The sequence below is a fragment of the Pseudomonas putida genome (assembly GCF_002741075.1).
In the GTDB taxonomy this organism is placed as follows: Bacteria; Pseudomonadota; Gammaproteobacteria; order Pseudomonadales; family Pseudomonadaceae; genus Aquipseudomonas; species Aquipseudomonas putida_T.
This window is the reverse complement of the sequence record NZ_CP016634.1, coordinates 5,600,905-5,627,085: the sequence shown is the minus strand read 5'-3', so window position 1 is coordinate 5,627,085 and position 26,181 is coordinate 5,600,905. Positions and strand designations below refer to the sequence as shown.

General features: G+C 55.8%; 20 protein-coding genes. 16 read left to right on the top strand and 4 right to left on the bottom strand.

Going from position 1 to position 26,181, the window contains the following annotated elements:
- The first annotated feature begins 385 nt into the window (after window positions 1-385).
- Entirely contained in the window at window positions 386-1,432 is a 1,047-nt protein-coding gene (locus IEC33019_RS26425) for a hypothetical protein (RefSeq protein ID WP_174442281.1), read from the top strand.
- A gap of 1 nt (window position 1,433) precedes the next feature.
- On the opposite strand, the gene IEC33019_RS26420 is transcribed toward IEC33019_RS26425, so the two are convergent.
- Window positions 1,434-3,164, bottom strand: coding sequence for a hypothetical protein (locus IEC33019_RS26420; RefSeq protein ID WP_015272293.1), 1,731 nt, complete (start codon window positions 3,162-3,164; stop codon window positions 1,434-1,436).
- Window positions 3,165-3,619: 455 nt separating this feature from the next.
- On the opposite strand from IEC33019_RS26420, the gene IEC33019_RS26415 reads away from it, so the two are divergent.
- From IEC33019_RS26415 to IEC33019_RS26405, 3 genes are read left to right on the top strand one after another with little or no spacing between them, the layout of a single operon-like run.
- Complete coding sequence (locus IEC33019_RS26415) at window positions 3,620-4,735, top strand: alcohol dehydrogenase catalytic domain-containing protein (RefSeq protein ID WP_015272292.1); 1,116 nt, start codon at window positions 3,620-3,622, stop codon at window positions 4,733-4,735.
- 51 nt (window positions 4,736-4,786) lie between these two features.
- Window positions 4,787-5,326 (top strand): cupin domain-containing protein, encoded by a 540-nt coding sequence (locus IEC33019_RS27945; RefSeq protein WP_015272291.1) that lies wholly within the window; start codon window positions 4,787-4,789, stop codon window positions 5,324-5,326.
- Window positions 5,327-5,354: 28 nt separating this feature from the next.
- Window positions 5,355-6,272: a SphA family protein gene (locus IEC33019_RS26405; protein ID WP_015272290.1), complete on the top strand. Its 918-nt coding sequence runs from the start codon at window positions 5,355-5,357 to the stop codon at window positions 6,270-6,272.
- Here the strand turns inward: IEC33019_RS26405 and IEC33019_RS26400 are convergent.
- On the bottom strand, window positions 6,267-6,932 hold the full coding sequence (locus IEC33019_RS26400) for a GntR family transcriptional regulator (protein WP_015272289.1): 666 nt from the start codon (window positions 6,930-6,932) through the stop codon (window positions 6,267-6,269). The genes IEC33019_RS26405 and IEC33019_RS26400 overlap by 6 nt on opposite strands.
- A gap of 338 nt (window positions 6,933-7,270) precedes the next feature.
- Here IEC33019_RS26400 and mhpB point away from each other — a divergent pair, with 338 nt between their 5' ends.
- The 9 genes from mhpB (at window position 7,271) to IEC33019_RS26355 (ending at window position 18,688) form a co-directional block, all read left to right on the top strand.
- Window positions 7,271-8,215 carry a 3-carboxyethylcatechol 2,3-dioxygenase gene (gene mhpB / locus IEC33019_RS26395; RefSeq protein WP_015272288.1) on the top strand — a complete coding sequence of 315 codons (945 nt, stop codon included), beginning with the start codon at window positions 7,271-7,273 and terminating at the stop codon, window positions 8,213-8,215.
- 23 nt (window positions 8,216-8,238) lie between these two features.
- The gene (locus IEC33019_RS26390) at window positions 8,239-9,096 is read left to right on the top strand and encodes an alpha/beta fold hydrolase (protein WP_015272287.1); all 858 of its coding nucleotides are present in this window, start codon (window positions 8,239-8,241) and stop codon (window positions 9,094-9,096) included.
- A 12-nt stretch (window positions 9,097-9,108) separates the two neighbouring features.
- The gene (gene mhpD, locus IEC33019_RS26385) at window positions 9,109-9,903 is read left to right on the top strand and encodes a 2-keto-4-pentenoate hydratase (protein WP_015272286.1); all 795 of its coding nucleotides are present in this window, start codon (window positions 9,109-9,111) and stop codon (window positions 9,901-9,903) included.
- A 13-nt stretch (window positions 9,904-9,916) separates the two neighbouring features.
- The gene (locus tag IEC33019_RS26380; RefSeq protein WP_015272285.1) at window positions 9,917-10,855 is read left to right on the top strand and encodes an acetaldehyde dehydrogenase (acetylating); all 939 of its coding nucleotides are present in this window, start codon (window positions 9,917-9,919) and stop codon (window positions 10,853-10,855) included.
- 11 nt (window positions 10,856-10,866) lie between these two features.
- Window positions 10,867-11,877, top strand: a complete 1,011-nt coding sequence (gene mhpE, locus IEC33019_RS26375) for a 4-hydroxy-2-oxovalerate aldolase (protein WP_015272284.1) — start codon at window positions 10,867-10,869, stop codon at window positions 11,875-11,877.
- 269 nt (window positions 11,878-12,146) lie between these two features.
- Window positions 12,147-13,364, top strand: a complete 1,218-nt coding sequence (gene mhpT, locus IEC33019_RS26370) for a 3-(3-hydroxy-phenyl)propionate transporter MhpT (RefSeq protein ID WP_015272283.1) — start codon at window positions 12,147-12,149, stop codon at window positions 13,362-13,364.
- A gap of 43 nt (window positions 13,365-13,407) precedes the next feature.
- On the top strand, window positions 13,408-14,676 hold the full coding sequence (locus IEC33019_RS26365) for an OprD family porin (protein WP_015272282.1): 1,269 nt from the start codon (window positions 13,408-13,410) through the stop codon (window positions 14,674-14,676).
- Window positions 14,677-15,088: 412 nt separating this feature from the next.
- Window positions 15,089-16,840 carry an FAD-dependent oxidoreductase gene (locus IEC33019_RS26360; RefSeq protein ID WP_015272281.1) on the top strand — a complete coding sequence of 584 codons (1,752 nt, stop codon included), beginning with the start codon at window positions 15,089-15,091 and terminating at the stop codon, window positions 16,838-16,840.
- A gap of 204 nt (window positions 16,841-17,044) precedes the next feature.
- Entirely contained in the window at window positions 17,045-18,688 is a 1,644-nt protein-coding gene (locus IEC33019_RS26355) for an acetolactate synthase large subunit (RefSeq protein ID WP_015272280.1), read from the top strand.
- A gap of 84 nt (window positions 18,689-18,772) precedes the next feature.
- Here the strand turns inward: IEC33019_RS26355 and IEC33019_RS26350 are convergent, their stop codons facing one another.
- Together IEC33019_RS26350 and srpS are read right to left on the bottom strand one after the other, a co-directional pair.
- Window positions 18,773-19,390 carry a TetR family transcriptional regulator gene (locus IEC33019_RS26350; RefSeq protein ID WP_015272279.1) on the bottom strand — a complete coding sequence of 206 codons (618 nt, stop codon included), beginning with the start codon at window positions 19,388-19,390 and terminating at the stop codon, window positions 18,773-18,775.
- A gap of 5 nt (window positions 19,391-19,395) precedes the next feature.
- Window positions 19,396-20,175 (bottom strand): solvent efflux transporter transcriptional repressor SrpS, encoded by a 780-nt coding sequence (gene srpS, locus IEC33019_RS26345; protein WP_015272278.1) that lies wholly within the window; start codon window positions 20,173-20,175, stop codon window positions 19,396-19,398.
- Window positions 20,176-20,444: 269 nt separating this feature from the next.
- Between srpS and srpA the strand changes: the two genes are divergently transcribed.
- The 3 genes from srpA to srpC are packed head-to-tail and all read left to right on the top strand — an operon-like array spanning window position 20,445 to window position 26,122.
- On the top strand, window positions 20,445-21,557 hold the full coding sequence (srpA, locus tag IEC33019_RS26340; RefSeq protein ID WP_033740380.1) for a solvent efflux RND transporter periplasmic adaptor subunit SrpA: 1,113 nt from the start codon (window positions 20,445-20,447) through the stop codon (window positions 21,555-21,557).
- A gap of 13 nt (window positions 21,558-21,570) precedes the next feature.
- On the top strand, window positions 21,571-24,720 hold the full coding sequence (gene srpB, locus IEC33019_RS26335; RefSeq protein ID WP_015272276.1) for a solvent efflux RND transporter permease subunit SrpB: 3,150 nt from the start codon (window positions 21,571-21,573) through the stop codon (window positions 24,718-24,720).
- Window positions 24,710-26,122: a solvent efflux RND transporter outer membrane subunit SrpC gene (srpC, locus tag IEC33019_RS26330; RefSeq protein ID WP_015272275.1), complete on the top strand. Its 1,413-nt coding sequence runs from the start codon at window positions 24,710-24,712 to the stop codon at window positions 26,120-26,122. The genes srpB and srpC overlap by 11 nt, the downstream gene beginning before the upstream one ends.
- The last annotated feature ends 59 nt before the right edge of the window (window positions 26,123-26,181 follow it).

The window sequence follows — 26,181 nt, the reverse complement described above, 5'->3', positions numbered from 1 at the left end:
TACATCCACCCATGCAGGATGCGCTGGATGCGATCGGGAGATGGCTAAAGCCAAGAAGGTGCATGCGGGCAAACGGTATTGCGATACGTGTTACCCACGGCTATTTAAGCGACGTATGTGTGCCGCCTGCGGCAATTTTGCTCGCCTGCCGGTATTTGACCTGGCTGCCCGTTGCGCTGCCTGTGAGCGGGCTGGGCCTTGCGTAAGATGCGGTAAAACCGAGTTTGAAACGGCACTACGCACTGAATACGGTCCCGTATGTAAGCCTTGCAGATACTATTTCCGAACCGCCGAGTCCTGTGAAGTCTGCGGAAAGCTCTCTCAGCGGCTTGCTCGAAGTAAGGTGACTGGGTTGCGGCGGTGCCCAGGCTGCAGTGGTCCCGAGATGGCAACCTGCCCGACCTGCCGGCACTACAGGGTACTCGTCACTGCTGCTGATGGTGTCGCACGCTGCGAGACTTGCGCTTCCAATCCCGACCGTCCTTGTGAGTCCTGCGGCGCCCCCACACCGGCCGGGCGTGGCCGCAAGTGCGAAGAGTGTGCGTGGCAGAGCACATTCCAGAAGCGGTTAGCGATTAACGTCCAGGGTTTCAGTAGCGGTGAATTCGGCGAGCTCTTCGCTCAATTCGGGGCTTGGCTATTTGAAAGGGTTGGTGCCCAGAGAGCGGCACTGAGCATCAACGGTCATTACCCCTTCTTCCGGGCAATGGATGAAAGCTGGGGAGTGGTACCGAATTACGAGAAACTCCTACAGCATTTCGGTGCGGCAAGGCTGCGCAAGGCAGAAAATCCGATGCGCTTTCTTGCTGAGAAATGCTTGGTCACTGTTAATCCGATGCTGCGTGAGCAGTCTATTGAACAGGGCCGATTGGCTGCGATTCTAACCGAGCCACGCGATAGCTGGTCGAACCAGCTACTGGTTGAGTATTTGGATCCCCTGAAGGTGCGGGTGGAGCAAGGCAATACTGACCTACGTTCAGTTAGGCTGGCAGCTCGCGCCGCAGCAAATCTGTTGGAGAGTGCTCAGCTAGATCTAGGCGCTTTGCCAACGCAAAAAACGCTCGAGTCATTCTGGAAGCGATCGCCCGGACAGGTGGCGGCAGTTACAGGATTCGTTGGTCACCTGAATAGACGTCACGGGCTGGAGCTACAAGCGAAACCTGATGCTCGCTGGTTGTCCCACGCCAAGCGGCAAAAGGCCGAGCGCGAGTTGGTAGCGATGTTGTATGAATCCACCGACGAGGACTTCGAAGGACGCTGGATCGTGAAGGGTCTTGCGTATTTTCACGATGTGGCGAGGGTAAGCCGCAAAGCCTTGATCTATCAACCGCACGACTACCGCGGGGTTGCCGGGTACAACGTCACCCATAAAGGTGAAACGCTTTGGGTGCCTTCTGCGAGCAGCTACCAACGCAGCGTTCATTCCAATTGAGTCATTGCAGTACCACACCGATATCCTTGAAGACGTTGATCAGCCGGCTCCGATAGAACACTTTTGCGTCCTTCTGGTGGTGCTTGAAGATCTTCGTATCAGAAGGGAAGAACGACTCCATCCTCTTGAACCGTCCGACTTCGTAGCGGATTTGTGAGCACACCTTTTGAACGAAATCCTCGAATTCTGCCATCGACGTGACGTGTGACTTCATGAGCACACCTCGGTACTCAGGCTTTTCAGGCTTGATCGGCTGTATCTCGAAACAGAAATAGTTCTGTCCATCCACTTCGATGCGCAGCACCATCAGGCCGCGGCACTCGCCGGTTTTTTTGTCCAGGTAGACCCAGCTGGGAGCTGATTTGTCGTCAGGTTCCCAGTCCACTGTTGGCTGCAGCCGAATTGCCCGGGGTGGCCCTTGGTTTTGAAACTTCGGGGGCGTATACCAGTTCACCTTGGTGACCCGATCTGGGTTGTCCTCCATGATCGAACGGAAAGCGTTCCAGATGTCATAAAGGAAACCTTGCGTCTCCAGTTCGGCCTCGGGCGCATGCTCGAGCTTCCCAACATTCTTGCCTGCTCCGCTTCCATCTCCGGAAGAATGACTGCCAGCTTCTGATGGGTGGGGCCCGAGCCGACCACGGTCAGTTCTAATGACGTCCTTCGTTTTCTTAATGGAACGTTTCGACCCAATGACTCCAAAGGGTGGCGGTTTGACGACAATGATTTCCGAATGGCTGTCCGGGACAGTGTGGGAATTTTCATTGAGGAACTCATCGGCTTCAGCGGTTCGGACAGGCCTCGGTAGCACCAGCCGTCCTCCTTCTTTACCTTCGCTGCTATCAAACTTTTTGGTCTGCCATTCGATTTCCTCCCCATCCGGTTGGCTTGAGCGGCTCAGGTTTAGGCACAGGAATGTGTTGCCATCGTTCAGCCACCTGCCGCGACACTCAAGCTGCCCTTTACCTGTAAACCAAGGCGTTGCCTCCATGAAAATTTGGGCGCTGGGGTCTCTAGAGATGAACTGGGCATTCACGCGCCTGATTTGTTCATCTGCGTAGTCGTCGTACAGCAGGTGTGCGAGGAACACTGCGTCATAGCCGCGCATTTTCGCAGAAGGTTTTACAAGCCAACGGTGCGCGTCGCGTCGAGTGTCATCAAAGAGCACTGACTTCACATCCGACCAGCGCAAGGTAGCTAGAGCGCGGCAAACCTCCATGTTTCTGGCATAGGCGCGAATGAAGTACTCAGTGCAAGGGATGAGTAAGCTCTTGCCGTCGTCCAGCTTGAACCGAAGCAGTCGTGTCAGATCATGCTGGTACTGCAGGGGGTACTCATGATGACTGAAGATGTGGGCATTGCCCTGTTTGATGAGCTCCGCCCTTGAGGTGACCGACCAGCCGGTTTTTCCGAAGTCGACGTCGAAGACGCGAGTGGTTGAGGCAAGGTTCGTGTCGGATATGCACTTGCCGCTGCGCCAGATGGTGCCTTTCCGATAGTGCGGCAAGCTGCTCAACGGGACGATGGCTGAGGTACGAGGCCCAGGCTTGTCGTTGAACAACTGCCTGAAATGCACCTTGGCCAGAGGAATGGAGCGTGGTCTTGTGTTTTGTCGTATTGGGCCGTACCACCAAACGAGCTGGTCGCCTTGAAGCATCTTGACCTGGCTATCAGGGTGCCTGAGGTCAGCGCGGATGTATGAGACGTCTACACGTTCAACCAGCTCAACCAAACCGAAACTCCAATCATGTTAGATCGCCATCTTTCGGAGTCTACTCATTAACGACCTTGCTTGCGACGGAAAATAGGCGCCTGATTAATGGCGCGCTGCATTGGTCTTGCGGCGCTGCTCCGGTAAGGGTCGAACCCATACGACGCCTCTCTTGGCGTTGCCGACTGTCGCATGGGTACTTGCATGCTAGCATCCTAACATGCATCATCGGACTATAAATACAAACAAGCGGTGCCCATCATGGTCAGCATTGCGTGCGTAAAACCCCCTATCCCCAGGCTAGCCACGACTGCTCTCTGCCGAGTGCTCGCTGGCTATTCTTCGCGTTTCCATCCGCCTCTATCTCCACCCATCACTGAAAAAGAGCTCTGCATCGCGTAAGCGAATAAATCAGGTCTCTAGATCTGTGTGTCTGCGTTTTGGCCCCCGGCCTACTTGAAACAGGAAAATAAGAAATGAGCATGATGAAAGCTGCCCGACTGCACCAGGTTGGTCCGACCTTCCAGGTTGATTCGATCGACATCCCTCAGCTGCGTGCGCACGATGTGCTGGTGGAGGTGAAAGCGTGCAACCTAGTTCCTAACCTGCGTAACGTGATCGAAAGTTATCCGACCTGGTTCCCGTACCTCCCACTGCCTAAGCTTCCAGCGGTCTATGGCTTGGATGCCGCCGGCATCGTCAAAGAGGTCGGGCCAGGGGTTCATGGCATCAAGGTGGGCGATCGGGTTTATGTGAATCCTGGCCGCAGTTGCGGTTCATGCCATGCGTGCCTGCGCGGGCAGCACATTAACTGCACAGCCTATACCTTCCAGGGCTACTTCGGCTTTGGGCCAGGCTCACAAGAGATTTTCGAAGACTATCCGTATGGTGGCCTGTGTCAGTACATGACGGCTCCTGCGTCCGGCCTGGTGAAGCTGCCCGAGGCAATTTCCTTTGAGCAAGGCTGCCGGTTTGGTTACCTCGGGACTGCATATTCGGCATTGCGCAAAGCGGGCGTTTGCTCTGGTCAGTCTGTCTTGATCAGTGGCGCTTCTGGAACGCTCGGACTGGGTGCTGTGCTTTTGGCGCTCGCAATGGGGGCAACCAAGATTTTCGCGATGGCTCGTAACCATGAACTGCTTGAGCGAGTTCGCCAAATTGCTCCGGATCGTATCCTCACCCTCTCAGTCGGTGAACATGATATTGGCGACTGGGTACGAGAGAACACCAACGGTCTTGGTGCTGATGTATTCGTTGATGCAGTGGGGCCAGGTGCTCCTCACGAATTGAGCATTGATGGCATCAATGCGCTGCGCCGTGGCGGGCGTATGGTCGACATCGGTGGCATGTCTGAGGATCTGCCAGTACCGATGTTCAAACTCATGTGCTTCCAGATCAGCGTTATTGGCTCCTTGTGGTTCACGGTAGCTGAAGGTCAAGACATGGCCGAGATGGCCGCGGCAGGCACTCTTGACCTGTCAGTCTTTGATCAGGAGGTGTTCCCACTTGAGCGCGTTAACGAGGCCATGGATGCCATTGCATCTCGAAAAGGTGGCTTCACCAACTTTGTTATCGACCCTAGCCTGAGCTGAGCCGAAGCGCCGCTCGTTTGCGAGCGGCGCTGCTTTCAGTGGAGCCTGATCATGAAAGTAAGACGCGTTGTAGCGGGTACCCAGGGTGGAAAATCTGTTTTCCTGAGTGACGGCTTAGCTCCTCATACCTATGAGTATGAGCATGTGCCGGGTTTTGCGACCTCGCTCATTTGGGAGACCGCTTCACTTCCTGTAATCCCAGAAGGCTTAGTAGACCCAGTGCGAGAGTCGTCCACGTTACTGCCCAAGCCGGGAGAGACAAAATGTCTGGCAGTCAGCTTCCCGCCTGACTCGGTGTTTGGGTCTTCTGACTTTGACCCCAATGACGCAAACGCGGAGCAGCAGCGCAAGCTCCTGGGTCTATACGAGTGCTTCGATCCGGAGCGCCCTGGCATGCATGCATCGCCGACGATCGATTACGGAGTCGTTGTCAAAGGTCCGCTCATCTTGGAGCTTGATGACGGTGAAGTCCGAGAGCTTTCCAGTGGAGATGTTGTAGTCCAGCAAGGAAATGTCCACGCCTGGCGAAATCCGGGTAGTGAGCCTGCGCTTATTACATTTATATTGATCGGTGCCAATACCAAGCAGTAAACGGTAGACATTACATAGGATAATAAAAATGAAAAGTTATGTAGCTCGTGCCGGCTTAGTCGGTGCGATCGGATGTTCTTTGCTTGTGTCTTGGGACGTTAATGCCACCGAGAATGGTGACACAGTATGGCCGCTCGGGGTGCAAACAGTGCTGCCCGCGATTCTGCCGGCTCCAGGCGATACATCCCTCTACAGCTACACCGCCTATTACAAGGCTGATAGCTTCAAGGATAAGCATGGTGATTCGGCGATTCCGGGATTTAGTCTGGAAAATTTCATTCAAGCTGTGCGGGTAGTGCACACTTGGGATGCCAAATTCGACAGTGGCATTACGCTGAGTAGTGGTGTAATTGCTTCTGCGAATAAGATAAAAGTAGAGGCTTTTGGGAATAGCGATACCGATTCTGGGTTTAGACAACTGTATCTTACGCCGCTGTACATCGGTTACTCACCGTCTGAAAATCTGCACCTGCTTACGGGCTTCAGTGCTTTTGTCCCACTTGGGAACTACGATGGAAGCAAACTGGCAAACAGCCCAACCGGTAATGCGAGCTACACTCAGGAGTTCGATCTGACCTGGTTCCCGCACCCAGACTGGGAGGTCTCAGTAGCCCCCACCTTCACCATCAACGCAAAAAACGATGACACTGACTACCGGTCAGGGAACGTGCTGAACATCGACTATTTACTGGGATACAGACTGCAGTCGAACCCGAAGGTCCAGCTTGGTCTGGTGGGCTACTACACCAAGCAGGTCACCGATGATCAGTGGGATCACGGTGAGCTGGATGATGGAAATCGCCTGCGCAAATTTGCTATCGGGCCGCAGATTTTTTACGCCTTTGACCAAACCTCTGGGGTTGTCTTGAAGTGGATGCGCGAGACCTCCGTTAGGAACGGTCCCAAGGGTGATTCTCTCTGGCTGGAGTTCGCTTTTCCTCTATGAGGCAAGCTTCGCGTCGGCAGACATTTTAGAAGCCACATCCCGCGCAACGCTATGAATATGGCTCGCAGCCGCTTCGGCTGCGGCCTTTTTGTTTCTAGTTTTCAGCGCTGCAATAATTCCATCGTGCTCATCTGTCGCTGCGCCCAGGTGTACTTGAAAGCCGCAAGTCTGGACGATGAAGAAGTCGGACAATTCAAAGTTCGCAATTTGACGGGCCGAAAGGATGGGAGACTTAGCCATGGAGTGCAGCAGTCGATGGAAGTCGACATTGAGCGCGCGATAGCTTTCGGATGCGTCACTGTGCTGCGGATTGATACTCCTGATTTTGTCGTTGATTTCGGTCATTCTCAAGACTTCTTCGGGCGATCCGCGCTCGGCTGCAAGCCCGGCAATGAGTGCCTCGTTGTTTGCGAACATCTCGTAGAAATCGTCAACCTCCAACTGAGTAGGGTGTACCACTTCGCATCCGACCTGGGCCGTGATCACCACGAAGCCCCTTTCTTGCAGGCTGTTCAGTGCAGTCATGATCGGCTGGCGGCTGACTCCGGTCTCTTCACCAATTTCCTTGACCAGAATCTTTTGCCCGAACTCATATCGGCAAGTGAGTAGGCGCTCCAAGATATGTTGGTAGATAGCGGTCTTTTTATTTGCCACTTGCATTCGAGTCGAATTCCCAGGTCGGTTGTTGCGAATTGATGTCAGGATCAGGCTTACATTCTAGCATTTCTGATAGTAAACCAGATTTCAGTCATTTTCGCTGTTGTCGCTCGTCGGCGGGCTGCTCTCGTTCTGGTGCTGGGCGGTCGATCACAGAGCGATGAGCGGGCCTTGTTGTACTTGCATGCTAGCATTCTAGCGTGCATGATGATTGGGCAGACAACAACAAATCTACCTGCATGGCGTTATCCCGCCGCCTCATGGGCGTATCAGGGTTCCGCTCATGCCGTCCCAGTGCGAGGCGGCCTGCACTGGGGCATCGACGTAAAGGTTCCGTACCGATGAACGCTTACCTACATTGCCTGTCGCACACCCCCCTTATTGGGCATTTCGACCCAACCCAAGACGTGCTGGATGAAGTGGCCGAAGTGGTTCGGGCCGCTCGAGCGCGGATCGAGGCCTTCAACCCAGAGCTCGTGGTGCTCTTTGCGCCTGATCACTACAACGGCTTTTTCTACGACGTGATGCCGCCTTTCTGCTTAGGTATGGCCGCGGAAGCTATCGGCGATTTTGGTTCACTTGCCGGCACGCTATCTGTACCCAAAGAACTTGCCGAAGCCTGTGCTGAATCTGTTCTGACGTCGGGAATCGATCTGGCCGTGTCCTACAGGATGCAGGTCGATCATGGCTTCGCTCAGCCACTTGAGTTTCTGCTCGGCGGCCTGGACAAATATCCCGTTCTTCCTGTTTTCGTGAACTGTGTGGCACCACCTCTGCCGACGTTTGAGCGTGTCCGGTTGCTCGGTGAAGCGATTGGCCGCTTCACCCGCGGGCTCAACAAGCGGGTGCTGTTCTTGGGCTCGGGCGGGCTGTCTCATCAGCCCCCAGTGCCAGAGTTGGCAAAGGTCGATGCACGCATGGCCGACCGGCTGATGGGCAGTGGTCGGGATCTACCGCCTGAAGAGCGCGATGCCCGTACTCAACGAGTCGTCGTGGCTGCTGAACGATTTGTTGAAGATCAGAACACCCTTCATCCACTGAATCCCAAGTGGGATCAGTACTTCCTGGATGTCGTTGAGCAGGATCTGGTGAGCCAGCTTGATGACCTCAGTAACTCCCATCTCTCGGAGCTGGCCGGCAAATCGACGCATGAGGTCAAGGCCTGGGTCGCTGCGTTTTCGGCCTTGGCGGCTCACGGCGCCTACACCGCTACCGACCGCTACTACCGACCGATTCCTGAGTGGATCGCAGGCTTCGGCTCTATCAGTGCGCACACCCAGCGCTAATACACCTTCACGGAGACTTAATCGTGACTGCAATCACTGAAAAAGAAACCAGCAAATTCGTTCGCATCCAGGATGGCGATCTGGATTTGAACATCCACTACAACGACTGCGGTGAAGGCAAAGAAACCGTTGTGATGCTCCACGGCTCAGGTCCTGGTGCGAGTGGCTGGGCCAACTTCAATCGGAACATCGAGCCACTGGTAAACGCCGGCTTTCGCGTCATCCTGATGGACTGCCCAGGTTGGAGCAAAAGCGATTCGATCGTGAGCACCGGCTCTCGCTCTGATCTGAACGCCCGCGTGCTCAAAGGTCTGGTCGACAAGCTCGACCTGGACAAGATTCACATCCTCGGTAATTCCATGGGGGGGCACACCGCAGTTGCCTTCTCTCTGACCTGGCCAGAGCGCGTTGGCAAACTGGTTCTGATGGGAGGCGGTACGGGCGGTGTGAGCCCGTTTGTGCCGATGCCAAGCGAAGGCATCAAACTGCTCAATGGCTTGTATCGCGAGCCTACGATCGAAAACCTCAAGAAGATGATGAGCATCTTTGTCTACGACACCAGCGATCTGACTGAGGAGCTGTTCCAGACGCGGTTGGACAACATGCTGGCCCGCAAAGACCATCTTGAGAATTTCACTGCAAGCCTTGCCGCCAACCTGAAGCAATTCCCGGATTTCGGCCATCGCTTGGGTGAAATCAACGCAGAGACCTTGGTTATCTGGGGGCGTAACGACCGTTTCGTTCCACTCGACACCGGCCTGCGCCTGGTTGCTGGCATCCCTAACTCCCAGCTGCATGTGTTCAACAAGTGCGGACATTGGGCGCAGTGGGAGCACGCGGACACCTTTAACCGCATGGTTCTTGATTTCCTTACCCACTGACCGAGGTCACGCATGAACACTTCACAAGAGACCCTTGAGCGCTTAGCGGCTGAGCTGCGCAAAGCTGAAGGAAAGGGCGAACCTGTTGGGCCACTGCGTGACGTCATCGGCGCCACAAATGTGGAGCATGCCTATGCGATTCAACGTTTGAACCAGGCTTATGCCATTGCCAATGGCCGGCGTCTGGTGGGCCGCAAAATCGGGTTGACCAATCCAAAGGTTCAGGCCCAGCTCGGTGTGGATCAACCGGACTTTGGTTGCTTGTTTGCTGACATGGCCTATGGCGATAACGAGGTCATTCCATTTGAGCGCGTCCTTCAGCCGAAGATCGAGGCTGAGATCGCATTAATCCTGGAGCGTGACCTGCCGAGTGCATCTACCACGTTTGCAGATGTCATTGCTGCAACCGGCTGGGTTGTCCCAGCACTGGAAGTTGTCGGCAGCCGCATCGAAGGTTGGAACATCAAATTCGCTGACACCGTGGCTGACAACGCTTCTAGTGGCTGCTTCGTCTTGGGCGGTCCAGCTCGGCGTATCGACGGGCTCGACCTGCGAGGCGCGACCATGCGCATGTCCAAGAACGGTGAAGTCGTGAGCTCTGGCAGTGGCGGTGAATGCCTGGGTAATCCGCTGAATGCTGCTGTATGGCTAGCCCGCACCATGGCCGAGTTCGGTGAGCCTCTCAAGGCCGGTGACATCATTCTCACCGGAGCCCTGGGACCGATGGTAGGTGTCAGCGCGGGTGATCATTTTGAAGCCGAAATCGAAGGCCTTGGCCGAGTCGGCGTGTCGTTCAGTGTCGTGTGACGGAGGTTTTGAAATGACTACCAAACGTAAAGTTGCCATCGTTGGCTCCGGAAACATCGGCACCGATCTGATGATCAAGATCTTGCGTAATGCCGAGCACTTGGAAATGGCAGTGATGGTCGGTATTGATCCCGCCTCAGATGGCCTGGCCCGTGCCGGTCGTATGGGCGTTGCGACAACCCACGAGGGTGTTGCGGGTCTTGTGAAAATGCCGGAATTCGCTGATGTCGATTTCGTGTTCGATGCCACTAGCGCCGGTGCTCACGTCAAAAACGACGCGCTGCTGCGAGCAACCAAGCCTGGCATCCGGGTGATCGACCTGACTCCCGCGGCTATTGGTCCATACTGCGTTCCCGTCGTAAACCTTGAGCAGCACGTCAACGCTGAGAACCTCAACATGGTCACCTGCGGCGGCCAAGCGACCATTCCCATGGTGGCTGCTGTATCGCGCGTCGCCAAAGTGCATTACGCGGAAATTGTTGCATCGATTGCCTCTAAATCCGCTGGTCCAGGTACTCGAGCGAACATCGACGAGTTCACTGAAACCACCTCGAAGGCCATCGAGGCGATCGGCGGTGCGGCAAAGGGTAAAGCCATCATCATCATGAACCCAGCGGAGCCGCCGTTGATGATGCGTGACACTGTGTATGTCCTTTCTGAAGCAGCAGACCAAGACCATGTTGAGGCCTCCATCGAAGAGATGGTTGCTGCGGTGAATGCTTATGTACCGGGCTATCGGTTGAAGCAGAAAGTGCAGTTCGAAGTGATCCCGGACACGGCGCCGCTGAACATCCCAGGCCACGGCGAATTCAGCGGTCTGAAGACCTCTGTGTTTATCGAGGTTGAAGGGGCTGCCCATTATCTGCCGGCGTATGCGGGCAATCTCGACATCATGACTTCTGCTGCGTTGGCGACTGCTGAACGCATGGCACAGTCGATGAGCCAGGCCTGAGGAGCGCAGTTATGAACGGTAAAAAGCTCTACATCTCCGATGTGACCCTGCGCGATGGCATGCACGCCATTCGCCATCAGTATTCGCTGGACCAGGTGCAAGCAATTGCTCGCGCGCTTGATGCTGCCAAAGTGGATTCTATCGAAGTGGCTCACGGCGATGGCCTGCAGGGTTCCAGCTTCAACTACGGTTTTGGTGCGCATACCGACATCGAGTGGATTGAAGCCGCTGCTGATGTCGTCAAACACGCCAAGATCGCGACCCTGCTGCTTCCTGGTATCGGTACTCTGCACGATCTCAAAGCAGCTTATGCGGCGGGTGCTCGGGTGGTTCGTGTAGCCACCCATTGCACCGAAGCTGATGTGTCGAAGCAGCACATCGAATATGCCCGTGAGCTTGGGATGGACACGGTCGGCTTCCTCATGATGAGCCATATGCAGACCCCTGAAGGTCTCGCCCAGCAGGCGAAGCTGATGGAAAGCTACGGTGCCACCTGCATCTACGTCGTGGACTCAGGCGGTGCGATGAACATGGAGGACATCCGCGCGCGCTTCCGTGCCGTCAAAGCTGTTCTCGATCCAGCTACCCACACCGGCATCCATGCCCACCACAACTTGAGTCTCGGTGTTGCCAACTCGATCGTTGCCGTCGAAGAAGGGTGTGATCGGATTGATGCCAGCCTTTCCGGTATGGGCGCCGGTGCAGGTAACGCCCCGCTGGAAGTATTTATTGCGGCCGCGGACAAGCTGGGTTGGAACCACGGCACTGATCTCTACGCCCTTATGGATGCTGCAGATGATCTGGTGCGTCCACTGCAAGATCGCCCAGTGCGCGTCGACCGTGAAACCCTGGCTCTGGGTTACGCCGGCGTGTACTCCAGCTTCCTTCGTCATGCGGAGGTAGCTTCGGCTCGCTACGGCATTAAGGCTGTCGACATTCTCGTTGAGCTTGGCAAGCGCCGGATGGTCGGCGGTCAGGAAGACATGATCGTTGACGTCGCCCTGGATCTGCTGAAGCGCTGAGGTTCGCAGACAGCTCCACGCAAGCTGTCCGCAGCGATGCCCCCTTCCTTCAGGGAGGGGGTTTTAAGCACAACAATAAGAGAGCTTAACAATATGAATGCCTTGCCAAAGTATCGTCGTCAGCACCCCAGAATACGCTGCGCGTATTTGAGTGCACCTCTCACATTGTGAGTGTCTGATGAGCGTCTTTTCGCTTACCTGACTTTCCAGCGTTTCACACCAATCACTTTGTGTTCCGAAGTTTTCTGAGAGCTTTGGAAGGGGTTGCTATGACTGACAAAACGGATAAGACCAAACTCTTCATCACTATCGCACTGTGCTTTCTGGTTGCCTTGATGGAGGGCTTAGACCTGCAAGCACCGGGAATCGCAGCGCATGGTATGTCTGCCGATTTCGGTCTGGACAAACTGCAGATGGGTTGGGTTTTCAGTGTCGGCGTTCTCGGCATGCTGCCGGGGGCCTTCATTGGCGGCCGACTTGCCGACCGATACGGTCGAAAAAAAGTGCTCATCGTGTCGGTGGCACTATTCGGTGTGTTCTCGCTCGTCACGACAATCGCCTGGAGCTTCAGCGCGCTGCTGTTTGCTCGGCTAATGACCGGGGTGGGATTGGGCGCATCGCTGCCAAACCTGATTGCCCTGGCTTCTGAGGCAGCTGGCGAGCGCATGCGTGGCACTGCTGTTAGCTTGATGTACTGCGGTGTTCCGCTGGGTGCGGCCTTGGCTGCAGCCATTGGCCTCCTCGATTTTGGCGTAGGCTGGAAACTTGTTTTTTACGTCGGCGGAGTTGTGCCTCTGGTTATCGTCCCGCTGCTGCTTCTCTATCTCCCTGATTTGTACAAGCAGGCAAATGCTCAAGTCGCTTCGACCGAAATCCCTACTACCAAGAGCATTTTGGTTGACGGTGGAACGCTCAAAATCACTTTGCTGTTATGGGTTAGCTTCTTCTTCACCCTCATGGTCACCTACATCCTGATCAACTGGCTGCCGAGCATTTTGATCGGGCAGGGCTTCAAGCCGAGCGAGGCAAGCATTGTCGTATTGTCCATGCAGTTAGGTGCTGCGGTGGGGACCCTGATGTTGGGTGTCGCCATGGATCGGCTTCCGATCTGGGCCATGTCAGGGTTGGTTTATGGCGGCATTCTTGTTTCCCTGGCGTGCCTGACTGCTGCTATCTCCCTGCCAGCCATGATTGGCGCAGGCTTCCTCGCGGGGATCTTCACAACTGGCGGGCAATGCGTGCTTTACGCGCTCGCACCTCAATTCTATCCCGCCAACGGCCGCGCAACCGGAACCGGTGCAGCAGTGGCCGTTGGCCGGGTAGGTGCGATGGCCGGGCCTCTCGTGGTAGGGAAAATGATGGTTCTCGGTGCAGGAGCGAGCGGTGTCATGCTGGCTTCTGCACCTGGAATCGTGCTCGCCGCCATCTCGTTGTTCTATCTGTCGTCACTAAAAAAAAGCCCTGAGCTGAAAGCTTCCGTGGTTTGAACCTCTCCAGCTTCACCAACAAGAACAAAAAAGAAGACACGACATGAGCAGATCTAGAACTGCAGCCCTAGCAGGCTTGCTTGTAGCACAGGCGACTTCCATCCAGGCGGCGGGATTCATCGAAGACTCGAAAGCCAAGGCCACCCTGCGCAACTACTACTTTGACCGCAACTACATCAACGAGACCCCGCAAGCTGCTGCCCGGGAATGGGCCCAAGGATTCATCGTCAATTTCTCTTCCGGCTTTACTGACGGGCCGGTGGGCTTTGGTATGGATGCTCAAGCCATGATGGGGTTACGACTGGACTCGTCGAGTGATCGGGTCGGAACGGGTCTGTTGCCTTTTTCGGCTAGCACCAGAGAACCAGCCAGGGATTATTCCGAGCTGGGTTTGACAGCCAAAATGAAGATCTCCAAGACCGAGCTTCAGTACGGTACCGTCAGTACATTTCTGCCAATTGCCTTCGCGAGTCCAACCCGTCTGCTGCCGCAGACCTTCCGTGGCACCTACCTACGTTCGCAGGACATTGATGGCCTGTCGCTGCATGCTGGGTGGCTTGACCGAATCAACCTGCGTGACTCGACTGACTACCAGAAGATGCGGGTAGCGGCACCTAATGGCCGCTTCAATGGGGCAGCTGAATCTGATGCATTCTATTTCTTGGGAGGCGATTACGCGTGGTCGAAGAACCTTACCCTCAAGTACTACTACGCGCAGCTTGAAGATATCTACGACAAGAACTACGTCGGCTTCGTGGACAACCGCGAAATCGGACCTGGTCGATTGACCTCTGATTTCCGCTTTTATGATTCGCGCGAAGACGGTGCTTCGAAAGCTGGGAAGGTAGACAACCGGAACACCGCGTTGATGCTCACCTACCAGCTGGGTGGGCACCGCTTGGGCGCTGGATACATGCAGTTAACCGGTGACACGGCTATGCCTTATCTTTTTGGCACCGAGCCTCTTGTTATCACCGAAGGCACGTTGAGCTCGGAGTTTCTCAATCCCAAGGAGAGAAGCTGGCAGGTCAAATATGACTACGATTTCGTGGGCGCCGGCCTCCCTGGGCTGAAGGGAATGCTCCGCTATGTCAGTGGTGACAACATTGATCTGCCAAAGCTAGGGGGCAGCAACCTGAAAGAGACAGAGAAAGACGTTGAGCTCTCATACGTGATCCAGAGCGGTACCTTCAAGGACGTCGCGTTCAGGGTAAGGCACGCCTGGTACCGCAATGACTTCGGGCCGGGGGCCACCCACCGAGATGACAACGAACTGCGCGTAAACATCGATTATACCTTTGCCCTTTGGTGAAGCTTGCGTAGACCCCTCCTACGTGCGACACCCTTTAGCCACGTGCTCACGCCGTGGCTTTTTTTTGAGCAATCTCAGGGACGAAAGGCAGTGAGGGATGATTGCGACGGGATTTCTTGCATGCTAGCATGCAAGCATGAACTGAGTGTTCTGCCTAGACCAAGCTCAACAGACACTCTGATGGCCTGAAAAAAAATACAAGATCAGGAGGTACCATGAATCACCCATCCCCCATCCGGTCCACTCGGCCCCGCGCGCGGCTGAAGTAGGACGCGACTCTCCCTATAAATCTACCTCTCGAATGGCCACTCGGCGGCAACCGCTTGCCGGGCGAACTTCGGGATCTGTCGGACGTGTTCCGGGCTTGCGTGCAAGTTCTGAGCGTCACTTTGTAATGCCTGGAGAATAAGAAATGACTACCTCCAACAGCTTCGATACCGATGTTCTGGTCATTGGTACCGGCCCCGCAGGTGCAACTACTGCCTTGGCACTCGCCACCTACGGCATTCGAGTCAAAATGGTCACCATGTTCAACTGGTTGGCGAACTCCCCACGAGCGCACATCACGAACCAACGTGCCATGGAAGTTGTGCGCGATTTGGGCCTGGAAGACGAGGTGGTGAGAGCTGCTACCCCATGGGATCAGATGGGTGACACGTTGTTCACTACAAGCCTGGCGGGTGAAGAAATCGCTCGCATGCGTACCTGGGGTACCGGCGACAAACGCAAAGGCGATTACGTCCAAGGTAGCCCCTGCACCATGCTGGATCTGATCCAGCCGGAGATGGAAGCGATCCTGCTCAAGAACGCTGCAGCTCGTGGTGCACAAGTCAGCTTCAACACCGAATATCTGGGCCACGAGCAGGACGCTGAAGGTGTCACCGCTCGGATGAAAGACGTGCTCACTGGTGCTGAATATCAGGTGCGAGCAAAGTACTTGGTCGGTGCCGACGGAGCTAACTCCAAAGTTGCCAAAGAAATTGGCCTGCCGATCGAAGGCGAGATGGCTCGTGCAGGTACTGCTTATGTGATCTTCAATGCCGATCTGAGCAAGTATGTTCAGCATCGACCCAGCATTTTGCAGTGGATCGCCACGCCCGAAGCTGGCTTTGGGGAAATCGGCATGGGTCTGCTGCGTGCTATCCGTCCGTGGGATCAGTGGATTGCCGGCTGGGGCTTCGACATGACCAAAGGCTCCCCGGACCTCTCGCCAGAAGCGGTTCTGAAGAAGATTCGCTTATTGGTTGGTGATCCAAATCTGGAAGTACAGATCGAGCGTATGTCGACCTGGTACGTCAATCAGGCACATGCCACCGAGTACTCGCGAGGCCGTGTGTTCTGTGCCGGCGACGCGGTTCACCGTCATCCGCCATCCAGTGGTCTGGGATCGAACACCTGCATGCAGGACGGTTTCAACCTCGCGTGGAAATTGGCCTATGTACTTCAAGGCTTCGCAGGCCCAGAACTGCTTGGAAGCTATACGGCTGAGCGTGCGCCAGTAGGCAAGCAGATTGTGGCGCGTGCGAACCAGTCGCGTAAGGATTATGCGTTGTTGAAGGAATGCTTCAACTTCGGAAAGGGTGTCGACACTGTCGCCAAGCTTTTGGAGCGCATGCGTGATCCAAGTCCAGCTGGGGTCGAGGTCCGGATGAATCTGCAGAGCGCGCTCGAGATCAAGAGCCGCGAATTCAACGCCCAGGGTGTTGAGTTGAATCAGCGCTACCAATCCTCAGCCGTGATGGCAGACCCAAGTGATGGCGAAGAAGTATGGGCTCGCGACAAAGAGCTCTACCTACAGGCGACGACTCGTCCTGGCGCCAAGGTCCCGCATGCTTGGCTGGTGAATGAGACTGGTCATCGAGTCTCTACGCTCGACGTAGTGGGTAAAGGGAAAATGACGCTGATCACCGGTCTTGCGGGGCAGGCATGGGTGGATGTTGCTAAGCGTCTGGACTTGCCATTCCTCAACATCGTTGTCACCGGCGCCAAAGGTACCGCAGATCTGTACTGTGATTGGCAAGCTGTACGTGAAGTGCATGAGGCAGGCGCGATTCTTGTGCGACCTGATGGTTATGTAGCCTGGCGCCAGAGCGATGCCGTTTGGTCTGTTGAAGAAGCCGAAGCTCAGTTGCAGCAAGCACTTCGAAAAGTCCTCGGAAAGTAATTGCTCAAAGGCCCGGTAATCTGCCGGGCCTTTTTTCATCTGAGGAATGACTCCTCAGGCCTAAAGAAAGCCGACCCCCCGTGTGATATCACGCCCCTAGGTGCGGCTACTAAAACTGAAGGTTCACATCCAGAGTCAGTGACGCTTTGCTGATGAGCGTCGCTCTGTGGGCGATGAACTGCCTTGAGTGCGATGAGGTGAATGATGGCCAAGGCCGCTGATGTCGTTGTGCAATGCCTGGAAAACGAAGGTGTCGAGTATGTGTTCGGCATTCCTGGTGAGGAAAACCTCGACCTGCTGGAATCCCTGCGCAAGTCGAAGATCAAGCTGGTACTGACCCGCCACGAGCAATCCGCGGGCTTCATGGCCGCCACCTATGGCCGCCTGACCGGCAAGACCGGCGTCAGCCTATCGACCCTGGGCCCTGGCGCGACCAACCTGGTGACCGCCAGTGCCTACGCCTATCTCGGCGGCATGCCGATGATGATGATCACCGGCCAGAAGCCGATCAAGAAGTCCAAGCAGGGCCGTTTCCAGATCATCGACGTGTGCGGCATGATGGACCCCATCACCAAGTACACCCACCAGTTCGCCTCGGCCGACAACATCCCGGCGCGCATGCGTGAAGCCTTCCGCCTGGCGGAAGAAGAGAAGCCGGGCGCCGTGCACCTGGAACTGCCGGAAGACATCGCGGCCGAGCAGACCGACGCTCTACCGATTCCACCGAGCCTACACCGCCGTCCACTGGCTGAGCACAAGGCCATTGAGGCTGCTGTTGAGAAGCTGCAGAACGCCCGCAGTCCAATCTTGGTGATTGGCGCCGGCGCCAACCGCAAGATGACCGCCAAGGTCCTCAAGCAGCTGATCGACAAGACCGGCATCCCGTTCATCACCACCCAGATGGGTAAAGGTGTGGTTGACGAGCGTCACCCGCGCTTCTTGGGTAACGCTGCGCTGTCGTCCGGTGACTTCGTCCACCGCGCCATCGAAGCAGCCGACCTGATCATCAACATTGGTCACGACGTGATCGAGAAGCCACCATTCTTCATGCTCCGTGGCGGCACCGAAGTCATCCACATCAGCTTCCGCTCCGCCGAAGTGGATGCCGTGTATTTCCCGCAGGTCGAAGTGATCGGCGACATCGCCAACGCCGTGTGGCAGATCAGCGAAGCACTCAACGACACCGCGCACTGGGACTTCAACCGCCTGATGGCGATCCGTGATGCGAACGAAGCGCAGATCGCTGAAGGAGGTGACGATGACCGCTTCCCAGTCTATCCACAGCGCCTGGTTGCCGACATCCGTCGCGTGCTGCCGTCCGAAGGCATCGTTGCCTTGGATAACGGCATCTACAAGATCTGGTTCGCTCGCAACTACAAGGCGCACAAGCCGAACACCGTGCTGCTGGACAACGCCCTGGCGACCATGGGCGCCGGCCTGCCATCGGCCATGGCGGCACACCTGGTGCACCCGGATCGTCCGGTGATCTCCGTGTGCGGCGACGGCGGCTTCATGATGAACAGCCAGGAGCTGGAGACGGCCGTGCGCCTGGGCATGCACATCACTGTGGTGATTCTGCGTGACGACGGCTACGGCATGATCCGCTGGAAGCAGGCCAACATGGGCTTCACCGATTTTGGCCTGAACTACGGCAACCCGGACTTCGTCAAGTACGCCGAAGCCTACGGCGCCCACGGTTACCGAGTGGAGAGCGCAGATGCACTACAGCCGCTGCTCGATCACTGTATTTCCAACCCCGGCGTCCACGTAATCGACTGCCCGGTCGACTACAGCGAGAACGACCGCATCCTCAACAGCGAGTTGCGTGAGCGCGCGTTGGCAATCTGATTGCTATCGCTGACACAGCATTGGCTTCAGGCACCATCTTATCCAAGGGGTGCCTGGGCACAGTGTGACGGTGAGGTTGGAAAGCTAGAATTCTAGTTTGCTCTGTAGTGGGAGCGGTGGCGCTCTGAGCAGAACCAAGAAAGACTGCAGCGTGGCCCGGATCACATGGCATTCGTGTTCATTGTTTTTGAGTCCTTCGTAGAGAAGGCCCGTGGTCAAACCTTTGAACATTTCTACGACGGTGTGCTTATCCAGGCACGCCGGTAACTCACCTCGCTTGATCGCGCAGTCCAGCACCAAGTCGAGGTAACGCGTGAAATGCTCCCTCGCTTTCATCAGGCGATGATGAATTTCTCCGGTGTCGTCCAGCCCATGAAAAATCAAAATCTCAGAAAGCTGCCTTGAACTCCGTAGGCTCACCGCATCCACCATCGCAGCGATCATCAACTCCCATGCGTGATCAAGGTCTGTTTCGACTGAAAAAGCTAGCTCCAGCGGATGCTCAATAGACGACAAGACGTTGCGGAGCAGATCCTGCTTGTCTTTGAAGTGCCAGTAGACCGCACCGCGGGTTACCCCCGCCCTGCGAGCGATTTGCTCAAGGGTGGTATCTGGTACACCTTGGCTTGCAAACACTTCAGCCGCGGCCTCAATAATCCGCTGGCGTGTTCGTTCAGCCTCGGCTGCGGTCTTCCTGGCCATCGACTTCAGCTCGTTTTCTTCGAGGCACGACCAATCGCGCGTTCAATGTTCTGCTTGCTTAGCAGAAGCGACTCTTTAATCGCGTCAGATTGCAATCTGGCCCTGGCAGTGGGTGTTACTACAGCGAGCGAGTAGTAGCCGAGGTAGGTATCCAACAAGGTTGCGAACGAGCATGCGCCGTCGATGTGCTCATCGATATCACTTGCCAAACCGCTCACTCTGACTTCTTTCAGCTGCTTAATCAGATCCTGACGTCCCAGTGTGTTGGGGGTATAGACAGGAAGCTGCTTGGCGAGTGCTGTTTGAAGCGACTCTTCGGGGAGAGCCGCGAGGAGCACTTTACCAGCAGCGGTTGCAGCAGCCGGGACGTGGATCCCAATAGGAAATACAACCCGCAGTTCACGCTCGGACACAATGCGGTCCAAGACATAAATCTTGTCTCCTGCAAGTGAGGCCAAGCAGACCGATTCGCCAAGGTCTTCAGCGAGCGAGCGGAGGTATGGTTTCACCAATGAAAGAATGTCGGTTTGTGCCTGGTTGATGAGTTGGCCTAGCGCAGGCCCAAGCCGGAAGCCACCGCTCGGGCCAAGTGCTTCCACGAGAAACTCTTCCTCAAGCGCGTAGATGATTCGCTGCACCGTCGAGCGGGGTAATCCAACAACCTGTGCGATGGCGGCCAGGCTTAGGCCATGTGGATGACTGCCTAGCGCACGCATGATGGAGGCCGCTCGGGCAATAACCTGAATGCCTCCAGCCTTCCCACCATTTTCGTCTGATTGATTCATATCACTTCCTCTGCGCGGACCGTCGCTGCCGCATTTTCTCTATTTGGCCGTCACTTTAGAGCTCCCTGTCCACTCAAGCCAGTCACCTGTCCTGATCGCTGACGCCATATCACTGCGACCGACGGTCGTTCTGGTTCGCTTGCATCCATCGTACCGCATAATGGTACACTTAACCACAATGCGATTCTGAGACCACATGCCTCGGTATAGGGGCGGAGACATGGAGCCATCTGGTGAAACACTTACGACCTTTGCGTGCAACACACGTGATGCCCTTCGTTGCGCTGATGCTGATAACGGGGTGCGGAGAACAGAAGCAGTCAAGCGTGGCCGTTACGCCCCCTGAGGTGGGTGTCTATACGGTGCGTTCGCAAGCGCTGACTTTGACCACTGACCTGCCTGGACGCACCTCGGCTTACCGAGTTGCAGAAGTGCGTCCTCAGGTTTCAGGAATTCTCGAGAAGCGTTCGTTTGTCGAGGGTGCTGAAGTCAAACTGGGGCAGCAGCTGTACCAGATTGACCCTCGTACCTACGAGGCCCGACTGCGCCGTGCTGAAGCCAACCGCACTACCGCAGAAAACTTGGCTCGGCGTTATGAAACGCTGTTGCAGACCAAGGCAGTTAGCAAGCAGCAATACGACGATGCGTTGGCGGCCTGGAAACAGGCTGAAGCCGACTATCAAGTCGCTCGTATTGATGTCCAGTACACCCGTGTGCTGTCTCCCATTTCGGGACGCATTGGGCGTTCGGCAGTAACGGAGGGGGCGCTCGTCACCAATGGACAAGCCCAATCGTTGGCCACCGTGACCCAGCTGGATCCCATCTATGTAGACGTGACCCAACCGATCACTAAGCTGCTGGGCCTGCAGAAGGCATTGGAATCCGGTCGACTGCAGAACTCGGGAGAGAACCAAGCGCATGTCAGCCTGAGCCTGGATGACGGCAGTGCTTACCCGTTGCCAGGTGTGCTCAAGTTCTCGGAAGTGAGTGTCGATCCGACAACCGGGTCGGTCACCTTGCGTGCCGAATTCCCTAATCCTGACCGCAAGCTGCTGCCTGGCATGTTTGTCCACGCGCTGCTCAAGGAAGGTGTTCAGCAGGCGGCAATCCTGGTGCCGCAGCAGGCTATTAGCCGCGATACGCGAGGTGTTCCGACTGTCTGGGTTGTGAAATCGGACAATACGGTCGAATCACGTGAAGTTGAGACTCTCCGCACGGTGGGGAACGCCTGGCTGATCGGCAAAGGCGTTAATGCTGGTGAGCGAATCATCACCGAAGGTGTCCAGCGTGTCCGCAGCGGTATTGCAGTCAACGCTGTAGAAGCGAAAAACGTCGATTTGGTAGCCGAGTTCGCTGCCAAAACTGAAGCCTCGGCTAACTGAGGGGGCCACAGTCATGTCTCGCTTTTTCATCGACAGGCCCATTTTTGCTTGGGTTCTCGCGATTGTCGCGATGCTTGCTGGCACATTGTCGCTGGTAAAAATGCCGATTAGCCAATATCCGAACATTGCGGCACCTGCGGTATCGATCCAGGTCAGCTATCCGGGTGCTTCCGCACAAACTGTCCAAGACACAGTGGTTCAGGTTATTGAGCAACAGCTCAGTGGCCTGGATGGTTTCCGCTACATGTCGGCAGAGAGCGCGTCCGACGGTAGCATGACCATCATCGTGACCTTCGAGCAGGGAACTGATCCTGATATCGCGCAGGTACAGGTGCAGAACAAGCTGCAGCTCGCGACTCCGCGCTTGCCGGAAGAGGTGCAGCGGCAGGGTCTTCGGGTTGTTAAGTACCAGATGAACTTCTTCCTGGTGATGAGCCTGGTTGATCGGTCCGGCAAGTTGGACAACTTCGATCTGGGCAACCTGATTGCTTCACAGCTGCAAGATCCAATCTCTCGTATACCCGGTGTCGGCGACTTCCAGCTGTTTGGTTCGCCCTACGCTATGCGCATCTGGCTGGATCCAGGCAAGCTCAACAGCTACCAATTGACTCCGACCGACGTCGCGACTGCGATTCGTGAGCAAAACGTCCAGGTATCGTCGGGCCAATTGGGCGGATTGCCAACTCGCTCCGGCGTGCAACTCAATGCGACCGTTCTGGGTAAGACGCGCATGACCACGCCAAGTCAGTTTGAAGAGATCCTGGTCAAGGTAAATGCGGATGGCTCCCAGGTCCGAGTGAAGGATGTAGGCCGCGCGGAACTTGGGGCGGACAGCTTCGCGATCTCTGCCCAATACAAGGACTCGCCTACTGCCAGTTTGGCGTTGCGACTGTCCACTGGCGGCAACCTCTTGGAAACCGTAGCCGCGGTCAAGAAGCTGATGGATCAGCAAAAGGCATACCTGCCTGAAGGGGTTGAGGTCATTTACCCCTACGACACAACGCCTGTCGTCGACGCTTCTATTGAGTCGGTGGTTCACACCATCTTTGAGGCCGTTGTACTGGTCTTCCTGGTGATGTACCTGTTCCTGCAGAGCTTCCGGGCCACGTTGATTCCAACGCTGGCAGTACCAGTGGTGCTGCTTGCCACATTCGCCTTGCTGCCTTACTTCGGCATCAACATCAACGTGCTCACCATGTACGCCATGGTGCTGGCCATCGGGTTGTTGGTGGACGATGCGATCGTTGTGGTGGAGAACGTCGAGCGGCTTATGCACGAGGAAGGCTTATCGCCTCTCGAGGCCACTCGCAAGTCGATGGACCAAATCTCCGGGGCCTTGGTGGGTATCGGTATGGTGCTGTCGGCCGTGTTTGTACCTATGGCCTTCTTTGGTGGCTCTGCCGGCATCATTTACCAGCAGTTCGCAATCACGATCGTCGTGTGTATGGGGCTGTCGATCTTTGTCGCTCTCGTGTTCACTCCGGCACTGTGCGTGACCATTCTCAAAGCTCCTGAAGGTCATGGTCATCACGAGAAGAAAGGCTTCTTCGGTTGGTTTAACCGAGTCTTTGACAGAGGCACGCTGCGCTTTGAGCGGGGTGTTGGCGCAATGCTCAAGCATCGCGGTCGGTACCTGCTTGCATTCGTGCTGATTACCGGTGGTACGGGTTATCTGTTTACAGAGATCCCAAAGGCATTCCTGCCCAATGAAGACCAGGGCTTGATGATGATTGAGGTGCGCATGCCGGCTAACGCCTCGGCTGAGCGGACCGAGGGTGTGCTGCAAGAAGTGCGTGAGTACCTGGCCAACGACGAGGGGGTGCTTGTTGAGCACTTCATGACGGTAAACGGCTTCAACTTCGCTGGCCGCGGCCAAAACTCTGGCCTTGTGTTGATCACGTTCAAGGATTGGAAGGAGCGTCACGGCAAGGGGCAGGGTGTATTCGACATTGCTCAGAGAGCGAATCAGCATTTCGCCAAAATCAAAGATGCAAGTGTCATGGCATTCGTTCCACCAGCCATCTTGGAGATGGGTAATGCCATGGGCTTCAACCTCTATCTCCAGGACAACCTTGGTCTTGGGCATGAGGCGTTGATGGCGGCTCGGAACCAGTTCCTGCAACTGGCGAGTGAGAATCCAAAGCTCCAAGCTGTCCGTCCGAACGGCAAGGATGACGAACCACAGTTCCAGGTGAACATCGATGACGAGAAGGCTCGTGCACTGCAGGTGAGCATTGCAGCCATCAACGAAACGATGTCGGCGGCCTGGGGATCGATGTACGTCAACGACTTCATCGATCGTGGTCGTGTAAAGCGGGTGTACATCCAGGGCGAAGATACTTCGCGCATTGCTCCTGAAGACTTCGACAAGTGGTACGTACGCAATAGCCTTGGGCAAATGGTTCCTTTCTCGGCCTTCGCCACGGGAGAGTGGGTCAATGGCTCTCCAAAACTGGAACGCTATGGTGGCATCTCTGCCCTGAACATTTTGGGCGAGCCTGCACCCGGTTACAGCACCGGTGACGCGATGATTGAAATCGCCGAGATCATGAAACAGCTGCCACCTGGCATCGGTTTGAGCTACACGGGTCTGTCGTACGAAGAGATTCAAACGGGCGACCAAGCACCCCTGTTGTATGCGCTGACTGTTCTCATCGTGTTCCTCTGCCTGGCTGCTCTTTATGAGAGCTGGTCAGTGCCTGTGTCAGTGATCATGGTGGTTCCATTGGGCATTCTCGGCGCGGTTCTAGCCACGCTGTGGCGCGATCTTACTGCTGACGTGTACTTCCAGGTCGGCTTGATGACGACTGTCGGCCTCTCTGCGAAGAACGCCATTTTGATCGTTGAATTCGCCAAGGAGCTGTACGAGAAACAGGGCTACCCAATCGGTAAAGCCGCTGTAGAGGCTGCGAAATTGCGGCTGCGCCCAATCCTCATGACTTCGCTTGCCTTCACATTCGGCGTGCTGCCGATGGCTATCGCGTCTGGGGCCGGGGCTGGTAGTCAGCATTCCATCGCTACCGGCGTTGTGGGAGGCATGATCACCGCTACCGTGCTGGCTGTTTTCTTCGTGCCTTTGTTCTATGTCGTGGTTGTTAAGTTGTTTGAGGGATTCATGAAGCGTAAACCTAACGCCAGCGAGGTAGAGACTCATGAAGTTTAAGTCTCTCCCCGTTTTTGCGGTGCTCATGCTGAGTGGGTGCAGCTTGATCCCCGATTACCGTCAACCGGACGCGCCAGTTGAGGTGAGCTGGCCAAAAGGCCAGGCTTACACTGGGCAGGTTGCTGAAGCAGGTGCATCGACGGCTCTGCCCGAGGTGAAGCAGTTCTTCAAAGACCCAGCGCTCATCCGTCTTCTGGATGTTGCCCTGCAGAACAACCGCGACTTGCGAGTTGCAGCCAAGAATGTCGAGGCGTACAGGGCGCTCTATCAAATTCAGCGAGCAGAGCGATTCCCGACGCTCGATGGCGCTGCATCTGGTAGCCGTCGACGTCTGCCGGATGACCTGTCGCCAACAGGGCAATCCCGCATCGACAGCCAGTACGAAGTGGGCTTGGTTACCGCTTACGAGCTGGATCTGTTCGGCCGCATTAAAAGCCTGACCAGTCAGGCACTGCAGCAGTACTTGGCGACGGAAGAAGCGCAGCACAGCGTACAAATTGCCTTGGTTGGTGACGTGGCTACCACTTACTTCTTATGGCGCACTGATCAGGCACTCTTGGAACTGACCGATGCGACACTGAACAGCTACGTCGAAAGTCTTTCGATGATCGAGGCTAGCGCTGGGGCTGGCACCTCTTCAGAGCTCGATGTCCGGCAAGCTCGCACCCTGGTGAATCAGGCGGAGGCGCAAAAAGCGTTGTACACCCGGCGAATTGCTGAAGATGCCAATGCTCTTCAGCTGCTGGTGGGCGGGAAAATCCCTGAGGACTTGCCCAAAGGCTCGCCTCTGGCAATGAGCGCGATTGGGGACGTACCAGCTGGACTTCCAGCGGACCTATTGCTAAACAGACCCGATATCCGTGCGGCCGAACACCAACTGTTGGCCGCCAATGCCAACATCGGCGCTGCTCGGGCAGCGTTCTTCCCGCGCATCAGCCTGACCGCTTCGGTTGGATCGGCCAGCCGTGATTTGGATGGCTTGTTCAATGGTGGATCTGACAGCTGGAGCTTTGCCCCGCAGATCAGTGTACCCATTTTCAACGCTGGCAGACTGCGGGCCAATCTCGACTACGCCGAGATTCAGAAGGACGTCAGCGTAGCGACCTATGAGAAAAGCATCCAAACGGCTTTTCGGGAAGTTGCTGACGGATTGGCCGCTAGAGGCACCTATGGCAAGCAGCTCACTGCCCAAAGCCAGCTGGTGGAGAACTACAAATCCTACTTCGATCTGGCGCAGCAGAGATATGACCAAGGTATCGATAGCTACCTGACGGTCTTGGATGCTCAGCGAGAGTTGTTCGCGTCTCAGCAGCAACTGCTGAATGACCAGCTCAATCAGATCAACAGTGAAGTACAACTCTATAAGGCTCTTGGAGGCGGCTGGAGCACGAAGTCTATGTGATAAGTTGGGCGGCGCTTTGCTAAGCGTCGCCCTAACTTTCAGCTTGAAATTGATTCGTC